The organism is Blautia sp. CAG:237 (genome assembly GCF_000436615.1).
Lineage (GTDB): Bacteria > Bacillota > Clostridia > Lachnospirales > Lachnospiraceae > Blautia_A > Blautia_A intestinihominis.
Genome location: NZ_FR886764.1, coordinates 1 through 8,882 on the forward strand (window position 1 = coordinate 1; position 8,882 = coordinate 8,882).

Sequence of the window (8,882 nt, forward strand, 5' to 3'; positions counted from 1 at the left end):
TACGTTCTTGAAGTTTACAAAGATACCCTGTGCTGTTTCAGGTCTTAAGTAAACAGTGTTCTTGGCGTCCTCAGTTACACCCTGGAATGTCTTAAACATCAGGTTGAACTGACGGATATCTGTGAAGTTGTGCTTGCCGCAGGACGGACACGGAACTTCGTGATCCTTGATGAAGTTCATCATCTGCTCCTGGGACCATGCATCTACGCTTCCTTCGATCGCAATGTCATGCTCTCCGCAGAAATCCTCGATCAGCTTGTCTGCACGGAAACGCTCGTGGCATTCCTTACAGTCCATCAGAGGATCGGAGAATCCGCCAAGATGACCGGATGCTACCCATGTCTGCGGATTCATCAGGATCGCACAGTCTACACCGACATTGTACGGGGATTCCTGAACAAATTTCTGCCACCATGCGCGCTTTACGTTGTTCTTGAGTTCAACGCCAAGGTTACCGTAGTCCCAGGTATTTGCAAGACCTCCATAAATTTCTGAACCAGGATAAACGAATCCTCTGGCTTTTGCCAGAGCAACAATTTTCTCCATTGTTTTTTCCATGATATCTCTCCTCATTGTTTTATTGGTGAAAACCTAAGTGTTCTCATTATACCGCATTTTCAATATATTTCAACTTTTTTATTTCATAACCTCCAGAATCTGGAGACTTCGGAACCTTTTGTCCGTGTTTGCAGCCGTATATCTATGTATGATGTGCTCCAGTTCCAGAAGCACTTCATCCTTCACAGTAAAAGTATACAGCTTTCCCATCGGTGCTGTCGCTATAAAGCGCATGGCATAAAGTGCCGAAGGCGAAATCCGAAGAGTTCCTTTCTGTCCGGATGCGCATTTCTGGCACAGGATGCCGTGGAGATCCTGCGAAAAAAACACCTGTCCTTCCGGAATCTCCTCACGTCCGCACTGCGCGCACTGAAAAAGCTCCGGGCAGAGTCCCTCCTCTACCATCGTCCGCAGTTCAAAGATGCAGCGGATCAGAGGGTTGTCCATCTTCGGATTCAGAAGGGCTTTGACTGTGACATAGAGAAGGTTCATCATCTCCCTCTCGTCCGTTCCCTCACGCCCGAAGTAATCTGCCAGTTCCAGGAAGTAATAGCCATAATAGACCCCAGGCTGCATCGCCGCCAGTTCTACGAAATGGTGGGATACGGACACCTGGTTCAGATTATAGCTGCTCCTGCCTTCAAACAGGGTAAAAGTTCCAAACACAAAAGGATCTGCTGCTGCCAGAAACGGGCTGTTCGGCCGTCTTGCACCTTTGGCAAAAGCGGAGATCTTGCCCCTCTCTCTGGTCAGCAGAACGATTCTCTTGTCATATTCGCCGATCGGCATCGCAGAGATCACAACTCCCTGCACGGTGATCAGATCACTCATTTATCAGATTTCCTTCTTGTCGTAACCAAAGTTTTTAATCATAAAGTCACTGTCACGCCAGTCTTTGCGGACTTTGACCCAGATCTTCAGGTTGACCTTGGCATCCAGCATGCGTTCCAGCTCATAGCGGGCATTGCTGCCGATCTTTTTGAGCATGGCACCCTGTTTGCCGATAATGATTCCTTTGTGAGAGTCTCTCTCGCAGATGATCGTTGCTTCGATGTCTACGAGGTTGTTTTTGCCAGGACGCTCTTTCATGCTGTCGATAGCGACTGCGATTCCATGCGGGATCTCAGCATCAAGCGCGTGAAGTGCCTTCTCACGGATGATCTCTGCGGCAATCTGTCTCTGCGGCTGGTCTGTTACGGTGTCCTCATCGTAGAACATCGGTCCGTATGGCAGGTATTTCAGAATGCACGGGACGATATCCTCTGTGTTCTGGTTGCGCAGTGCAGAGCATGGAATGATTTCATCAAATTCATAAAGTTTACGGTAGGTGTCGATCGCCTTGAGGATCTCGTCCTTGTCAACGGTATCGACCTTGTTGATCACAAGGATGACCGGCAGATGTAAGCCCTTAAGCTGCTCTGCAATGTGACGTTCTCCTGCGCCGATAAAGGTCGTCGGCTCTACCAGCCAGAGGATCACATCGACATCTTTGAGTGTTCTCTCTGCTACCTGGACCATGTACTCGCCCAGCTTGTTTTTTGCCTTGTGGATACCAGGGGTATCGAGGAAGACGATCTGACCGTCCTCACAGGTATATACGGTCTGGATACGGTTTCTGGTCGTCTGCGGTTTCTTGGATGTGATCGCGATCTTCTGACCGATCAGATGGTTCATCAATGTGGATTTTCCGACATTTGGACGGCCGATGATCGCTGTAAATCCGGATTTAAAATTATCTTTCATATTTACTCCTAAACTGCTCCCTGGATCAGCCGTTGATCAGCGGGCTGATGCTTCCAAAGAGTGTCTCTTCTTTCTGTACTTTTGGTTCACTTCCTACAACACAGATCTCTTCATCGGACAGGATCGCCTCGATCAGCGGAGCCAGTGCCTGGATGTCTTCTGCCTGTGCATTCAGGATCTCGTCACGTTCTTTCTGCATCATCTCTTCTGTCACGCCGCAGAAGTATGCTCCCTTGGATGCATTGCCTTTCATCTGCGGAGTCTTCGGTACGTCTTTGCCGCTGATCGTTCCGATGATGTATTTTGTCATCTCACGCTCGTCAGCCTTAAATCCACGTACATAATCCGGGATTCCTGCAAAAACATCGTAAGTGCGTTTCAGATGCGGATCACGGTAAGATACGAAGAAGCTCTCGCCACTGTATTTGAATCCGCTCATGCAGCCATAAGCGCCGCCTTTGACACGGATGTTGATCCAGAGATAATCGTAGCTTAAAGCGACTTTGAGGATATTGAGTGCACCTGTGTATGCAAAGCCTTTCTTGCGGAAGTTTCCTGCCTGTGCCGCGTACTGTACCTGTCCGGAGGTCATGAAGCCTTCGTTCTTTTTCTCGCAGATCATCGGTGCCGGAGAAGTTTCGACTGCTTCCTGATGAAGAGTTTTCTTTAATTCTCTGACTTGTTTCTGCATCGTTTCCAGAGATTCTCTCTCGCCGGTGTAGCTGACGCTTAAGTTTTCCGGGCGGAGGATCTCAGTCATCAGGGATTTAAGGTTCTCAATGATCTCATCCTTGCGCTCTTCAAATTCCTTATCCAGTTTCTCGATGAACTGGTAGTAAGCGATTCCTGCCATCGCATCCTGGAACGCAGCCATCGGTGAACCATAGGATGCAGCACGGAGTACAGCTGTGGAATGTCCTGCACTCACCAGACTTGACTGTGCTCTTGATTTGACTCTTGAGATGATCTCATGAAGTCTGCGGGTGTCTGTCACATCAGAGGTATTGAGGATCTCACGAATCATGCGGAACATAACATCTGTCTTAGGGTACATTACCTTGCCCTTCACTCCGAAGAATGCACGGTATTCATCGACAGAGTCTGCGCGGTCAAACACTTCCACGCCGCACACGATCCCGCCTGTCTCGGCATTGATCTCATTTGAAAGTTCTCCATAGGTGTAATGTGCGGTATTCACATAACCGAGTACGGATTTCAGGAGTCCGAGATATAGTACTTTGTCCGGTGAAAGGCTCTTAAGGTCAAACATCAGATCCAGATAGCCGATTCCATTGGTCGGAACGTCGTGATACAGGAAAAGACTTCCGTCCACATCCAGTTCTTCATTGTAGAATTTATCTGCTTCCTTGCGAATATCCTCGCGCTTAAGCATCGGAATGCATTTGGCTGCTTCCGGATCTTCCTCAGCTTCCTGGTATGCCTCAAGATCCTTCGTGCGCTGTACCATCTGCTGTTTTTCTTCCTCGGAAATTCCATTCAGGTAGTCAGCAAGTTTGTCCTCCAGGGCTTTTGCCTTTCTTGCAGCAAGACCTCTGGATGGTACAAGGGTCAGTACAGATCCGTGTGGATTATCGAGGAGATATTTCCGGATCAGTTCTTCGAAGTATCCTGTGTTCTTGAGGGATTTCAGCTTCTCAAATACCGGGATCAGTTCTACCTGTGCAAATGGATGTTCATCGTCATAGAGCCAGTTGCCAAGGATATCGAGTCCATAGATCAGCCCCTTCGGATAGGAAGAGAAATCTGCCTCTCTGTAGCGGAATTCCATGCAGTTGATTCCGGCTTCCAGAGCTTTCTTGTCAATTCCGGATGTGATGACATCCTGAAGGACTTTGCGGATAACGGAAACAAATTCGTCTTTTTTGTCCGCATTTGCGCCCTTTGCGATAATGTCAAAATATGGCTGACGGATACCATCCTCATAAGCACCGTAGATATCCTTACCGATGCCGACATCAAGAAGTGCCTGCTTGAGCGGTGCGCCCGGCGCACTTAAGAGTGCATAATCCAGGACTTCAAATGCAATGCTGGTGAGGCTGTCCATAGCAGTTCCCACTACAACGTTGTAAGAAAGGTATGCATTGTCCTCCTCACCCTCGCTCTCTGCAACTGGATATTCCATGGTCAGATCCTGCATTGCGGCAAAAGGCTTCTGCTCTCTGATCTCGGAATCTACGTTTAGGCTGTCATAAGCGGAAAGATAATGTTTGTCGATAAAGTCAAGTTTCTCCACCATGTCCATATTTCCGTACAGATAAATATAGCTGTTGGATGGGTGATAATACGTTCTGTGGAAATCAAGAAACTCCTCGTAGCTTAAATCCGGGATATTGTCAGGATCTCCGCCGGATTCACAGCCATAGGTGATATCCGGGAACAAAGAGTTCATGATGTCACGCTCCAGGACATCGTCCGGAGAGGAAAAAGCTCCCTTCATTTCGTTGTAAACAACCCCGTTGTATGTCAGTGGTCCTTCCGGCTGTTCCAGATGGTAGCTCCATCCTTCCTGGCGAAAAATCTCTTCTTTCTTGTAAATATTCGGGTAAAAAACTGCGTCCAGGTAAACATGCATCAGGTTCTGGAAATCCTGATCGTTGCAGCTTGCCACCGGGTAGCAGGTTTTGTCCGGATAAGTCATGGCATTCAAAAAAGTGTTCAAAGAGCCTTTGACCAGTTCCACAAAAGGATCCTTCAGTGGAAATTCTCTGGATCCGCAAAGCACGCTGTGCTCCAGAATGTGGGCAACGCCTGTGCTGTTCTTCGGCGGGGTTCGAAAAGCGATATTGAACACTTTGTTTTCGTCATCGTTCTCAATGAGCATTACCCTCGCTCCGGTCTTGATGTGCCGGAGCAGGTAGCCTGTAGAACGGATATCAGTTAATTTTTTTTTCTGGATGACTTCGTATGCAGTCACTTCGTTTAAATTCATTGATGCCTCCGTTTTTTATATGTAGTATTTGTTATTTTGCGGAATTTATTCCGGCAGTCCGCCCTCGCCCGGGAAATAATCCTCGTAGACTTTGCGGGCAGCTCTGGTGAGCAGTGCCAGTTCTTGTTCCATATCAAGTTCTCTCGGTACTTTGACAGCAGTCTCATAAATATCTCTCTGAAGTTTTGATTTGACATCATCCTTCTTCATTGTCACAAGTCCGCAGAGTATTGTATTATAACTCTTGTCTGTCTGGCAGAGATCCATGTACAACTTCACAAGGTGTTCGCACTCCCGATAAATGAGTTCTCTGTGCAGTTCACTTTTCGCTGCAAGCTCATGAAAGTGCACCTGATCCAGTTCCTTCTGAAGTCCCTTACGCGCACCTTTGGAAGTAAACCATCTGTTTCCGGAAGTACGGTTGAATTCGATCGTCATCCAGAACTTCAGATAACCATCTGCCTGACCTCCAAGATCAGATTTCATGCTGTAGCGGGCATCCCAGATCTCCCTGCGGGCCTGATTCTCCTCTGTAGCGCCTTCCTCGGCAATTGCCTGATCCAAAAGTTCCTTACGTTTAGCCGGGTCTGTTTCTCTATAATATTGTGCGATTGTTGGTGTATCCATATATATCCTTCTCCTTTGGGTATTTTATTCTGCCACGGTGTTAGAAGATAAAAAAATAAAACCCTCTTTCCTCCAATATGCCTATTATAGCAAATATGGAGAAAAAAGGGTAGTCCTCTTTGTGAGAAATAGTTTGTCCCTAATTTGTCAAGATTTACAGGATGAGCATGGCGTCGCCGAAGGAGAAAAAGCGATACTTCTGGCGTACTGCTTCCTCATAAGCTGCCATAATGTTTTCCTTGCCTGCAAGAGCGGAAACCAGCATCATCAGGGTGGATTCCGGCAGGTGGAAGTTGGTGATTAGTCCGTCGATCATCTTGAATCTGTAGCCCGGATAGATAAAGATCTCTGTCCAGCCGCTTCCTGCGAGAAGAATCCCGTCCTCACCGGTTGCTGATTCCAGGGTACGGCAGCTTGTGGTTCCTACGGAGATCACACGTCCGCCTGCTTTCTTGGTATCGTTGATGAGTTTTGCCTGATCTTCTTCTACCATATAGAATTCTGAATGCATATGATGCTGTTCTACATCATCTACTTTGACCGGACGGAAGGTTCCAAGTCCTACGTGAAGTGTCACATGTGCGATCTTGACGCCCTTTGCCTTCACCTGCTCCAGAAGTTCTTTCGTGAAGTGAAGTCCGGCTGTCGGTGCTGCTGCGGAGCCGTCGTTCTTGGCATATACGGTCTGATAACGGTTCTTGTCTTTTAATTTATGTGTGATGTACGGAGGCAGAGGCATCTCGCCAAGCTGATCCAGGATCTCCTCAAAGATTCCGTCATAGTGGAACTGGATCAGGCGGTTTCCTTCATCAACGATGTCGATGATCTCACCCTTTAAGATTCCGTCTCCAAAAGTGATCTTTGCGCCCGGTCTTGCTTTCTTGCCTGGTTTTACGAGACATTCCCAGATGTCATTCTCGCGGCGTTTCAGAAGCAGGATCTCGATCAGGGCTCCTGTCTCTTCCTTGTGTCCGTACAGACGCGCCGGGATAACTCTCGTATCGTTGATGACCAGACAGTCTCCCTCATTCAGATAGTCCAGAATGTCTGTAAAATGTCTGTGTTCCATGGATCCGTCTTTCATAGAAAGATGAAGAAGCCTGGAAGAACTGCGGTCTTCCAGCGGATCCTGTGCGATCAGTTCCTTCGGAAGATCATAATAAAAATCTGATGTTTTCATAATTACTCCTTATCGTTCTGTTCTTTTTCTTCTTTCCATTGTTTTCTCCACTGGCGGACCTGGTTCCATTCTTTGTTGGTGAGGTCTGCCTTCTTGAGAAGATCCGGTCGGTTTTTCGCCGTGCGCAGAATGGACTGCTCTCTCCGCCATGCTTCGATATTGGCATGGTGTCCCGATAAAAGGACAGGAGGGACTTTTTTGCCGTGCCATTCTTCTGGACGGCTGTACTGTGGATATTCAAGAAGATTTCCGGCAAAAGATTCCGTCTCGCCGGATTCCTGGTTGCTTAAGACTCCCGGGACCATTCTGGAAATGGAATCCATCATGACCATTGCCGGAAGCTCGCCGCCTGTGAGCACGTAATCGCCGATGGAAACCAAATCTGTGACTACTTCTTCAAGTACACGCTCATCGATCCCTTCGTAATGTCCACACAGGAAAACCAGATCCTTTTCTTTGGCAAAGTCTTTCGCCATAGTCTGGTTAAAGACGCTGCCCTGTGGAGTCAGGTAGACCACGCGCGGTCTGTAGCCGATTTTTTCCTCGATGGACTGGTAAGCGAGGTAGACAGGCTCTGCCTGCATCAGCATACCTGCGCCGCCGCCGTAAGGATAATCATCGACTTTCTGGTGTTTGTTGAACGCATAATCGCGGATGTTGATGGCTTCCACAGAAAGATAGCCTCCTGTGATTGCGCGTCCGATGATGCTGGTGTTCATTCCCTGCTGGATCATTTCCGGAAAAAGTGTCAAAACATGAAAATTCATTTATATAAGTCCCTTCATCAAATGTATGGTCATTGTATTGCTTTCCAGATCTACATTCAAAATGCACTCTTTGATCGCCGGAAGGAGCACTTCGCCGTGTTCTTTGGAGTTGATGATATAGACATCATTTGCTCCTGTCTCCATGACATCTTTGAGTGTCCCGAATTCTGTTCCGTCTTCTAATACCACATTCATTCCCAGAAGATCTGCAATATAGTACTCATCCTCTCCGAGCTCCTGGCCTTCTTCTCTCGGGATCCAGAGACTGCATCCTTTGTATTTCTCGATATCATTGATATTGTCGATGCCGTCAAATTTGAGGATCGCAAGGTTTTTGAAAAATCTTACGTTCTTGATATCCAGTCTGCGGTATTCTTTTCCTGTATCCAGCATCACATAATCCAGATCCAGAAAACGCTCTGCATCGTCTGTGGTAGGATATACCTTTACTTCGCCTCTCACTCCATGTGTGGTAGTGATCACTCCGACCTTTAATAAATCTTCCATAAAAAACTCCCTTTAAGATGTAAAAAGGAGCTATGTTTCCACAGCTCCGATTCTTTCTTTATTGCAGAATGTCTACAATTACTTTTTTGCTGCTCTTTGAAGAAGCCGCCTTAACTACTGTACGGATTGCCTTGGCAATACGTCCCTGTCTTCCAATGACCTTTCCCATGTCGGAAGGGCCTACTTTCAGTTCAATGATAACTGCATCTTCTTTTTCGTTTTCGGTGACTACCACCTCATCCGGATGCTCGACAAGAGATTTTGCAATTACTTCAACTAATTCTTTCATTACATACCTCCCTGTACTGTCTATGACAGGACTTTAGAAATACCTTCCGTAAAGTATTTCTTATTTCTCGATTCCGGCCTCTTTGAAGATTCTTGCAACAACGTCTGTTGGCTGAGCACCAGCAGCAAGCCATTTTTTAGCTTCTTCTTCGTTTACTTTGTATGCGCTTGGCTCGATGTTCGGGTCGTATGTTCCGATCTCAGCGATGCATTTTCCGTCACGTTTACTGCGGGAATCTGCAACTACGATTCTATAAAAAGG

Annotated in this window: 9 protein-coding genes and 1 pseudogene; all 10 read right to left on the minus strand. The window is 47.2% G+C overall.

The features are described 5' to 3' along the window. Nucleotides 1-558 (minus strand): annotated as a pseudogene (locus QZL69_RS11865) (glycine--tRNA ligase); the annotation flags it as partial. Between the two features lie 78 nt (nucleotides 559-636). Continuing rightward, on the minus strand, nucleotides 637-1,389 hold the full coding sequence (gene recO, locus QZL69_RS11870) for a DNA repair protein RecO (RefSeq protein ID WP_022215420.1): 753 nt from the start codon (nucleotides 1,387-1,389) through the stop codon (nucleotides 637-639). A gap of 3 nt (nucleotides 1,390-1,392) precedes the next feature. Continuing rightward, nucleotides 1,393-2,301 (minus strand): GTPase Era, encoded by a 909-nt coding sequence (gene era, locus QZL69_RS11875; RefSeq protein ID WP_022215421.1) that lies wholly within the window; start codon nucleotides 2,299-2,301, stop codon nucleotides 1,393-1,395. Between the two features lie 25 nt (nucleotides 2,302-2,326). Then, nucleotides 2,327-5,251 carry an insulinase family protein gene (locus tag QZL69_RS11880; protein ID WP_022215422.1) on the minus strand — a complete coding sequence of 975 codons (2,925 nt, stop codon included), beginning with the start codon at nucleotides 5,249-5,251 and terminating at the stop codon, nucleotides 2,327-2,329. 45 nt (nucleotides 5,252-5,296) lie between these two features. After that, nucleotides 5,297-5,878, minus strand: a complete 582-nt coding sequence (locus QZL69_RS11885; RefSeq protein WP_022215423.1) for a DUF6553 family protein — start codon at nucleotides 5,876-5,878, stop codon at nucleotides 5,297-5,299. Nucleotides 5,879-6,032: 154 nt separating this feature from the next. Beyond that, on the minus strand, nucleotides 6,033-7,058 hold the full coding sequence (gene queA, locus QZL69_RS11890) for a tRNA preQ1(34) S-adenosylmethionine ribosyltransferase-isomerase QueA (protein WP_022215424.1): 1,026 nt from the start codon (nucleotides 7,056-7,058) through the stop codon (nucleotides 6,033-6,035). A 2-nt stretch (nucleotides 7,059-7,060) separates the two neighbouring features. Further along, complete coding sequence (gene trmD, locus QZL69_RS11895) at nucleotides 7,061-7,825, minus strand: tRNA (guanosine(37)-N1)-methyltransferase TrmD (protein ID WP_022215425.1); 765 nt, start codon at nucleotides 7,823-7,825, stop codon at nucleotides 7,061-7,063. Then, on the minus strand, nucleotides 7,826-8,332 hold the full coding sequence (rimM, locus tag QZL69_RS11900) for a ribosome maturation factor RimM (protein ID WP_022215426.1): 507 nt from the start codon (nucleotides 8,330-8,332) through the stop codon (nucleotides 7,826-7,828). 58 nt (nucleotides 8,333-8,390) lie between these two features. After that, nucleotides 8,391-8,621 carry a KH domain-containing protein gene (locus tag QZL69_RS11905; protein WP_005424345.1) on the minus strand — a complete coding sequence of 77 codons (231 nt, stop codon included), beginning with the start codon at nucleotides 8,619-8,621 and terminating at the stop codon, nucleotides 8,391-8,393. Nucleotides 8,622-8,681: 60 nt separating this feature from the next. Next, on the minus strand, nucleotides 8,682-8,882 hold a 201-nt coding region (gene rpsP, locus QZL69_RS11910; protein ID WP_291519558.1), incomplete at its 5' end, for a 30S ribosomal protein S16.

Excerpts from the sequence above, each read along its gene's own strand:
- recO (WP_022215420.1), bottom strand. The coding sequence starts at position 1,389 with ATGAGTGATCTGATCACCGTGCAGGGAGTTGTGATCTCTGCGATGCCG.
- era (WP_022215421.1), bottom strand. The coding sequence starts at position 2,301 with ATGAAAGATAATTTTAAATCCGGATTTACAGCGATCATCGGCCGTCCA.
- QZL69_RS11880 (WP_022215422.1), bottom strand. The coding sequence starts at position 5,251 with ATGAATTTAAACGAAGTGACTGCATACGAAGTCATCCAGAAAAAAAAA.
- QZL69_RS11885 (WP_022215423.1), bottom strand. The coding sequence starts at position 5,878 with ATGGATACACCAACAATCGCACAATATTATAGAGAAACAGACCCGGCT.
- queA (WP_022215424.1), bottom strand. The coding sequence starts at position 7,058 with ATGAAAACATCAGATTTTTATTATGATCTTCCGAAGGAACTGATCGCA.
- trmD (WP_022215425.1), bottom strand. The coding sequence starts at position 7,825 with ATGAATTTTCATGTTTTGACACTTTTTCCGGAAATGATCCAGCAGGGA.
- rimM (WP_022215426.1), bottom strand. The coding sequence starts at position 8,332 with ATGGAAGATTTATTAAAGGTCGGAGTGATCACTACCACACATGGAGTG.
- QZL69_RS11905 (WP_005424345.1), bottom strand. The coding sequence starts at position 8,621 with ATGAAAGAATTAGTTGAAGTAATTGCAAAATCTCTTGTCGAGCATCCG.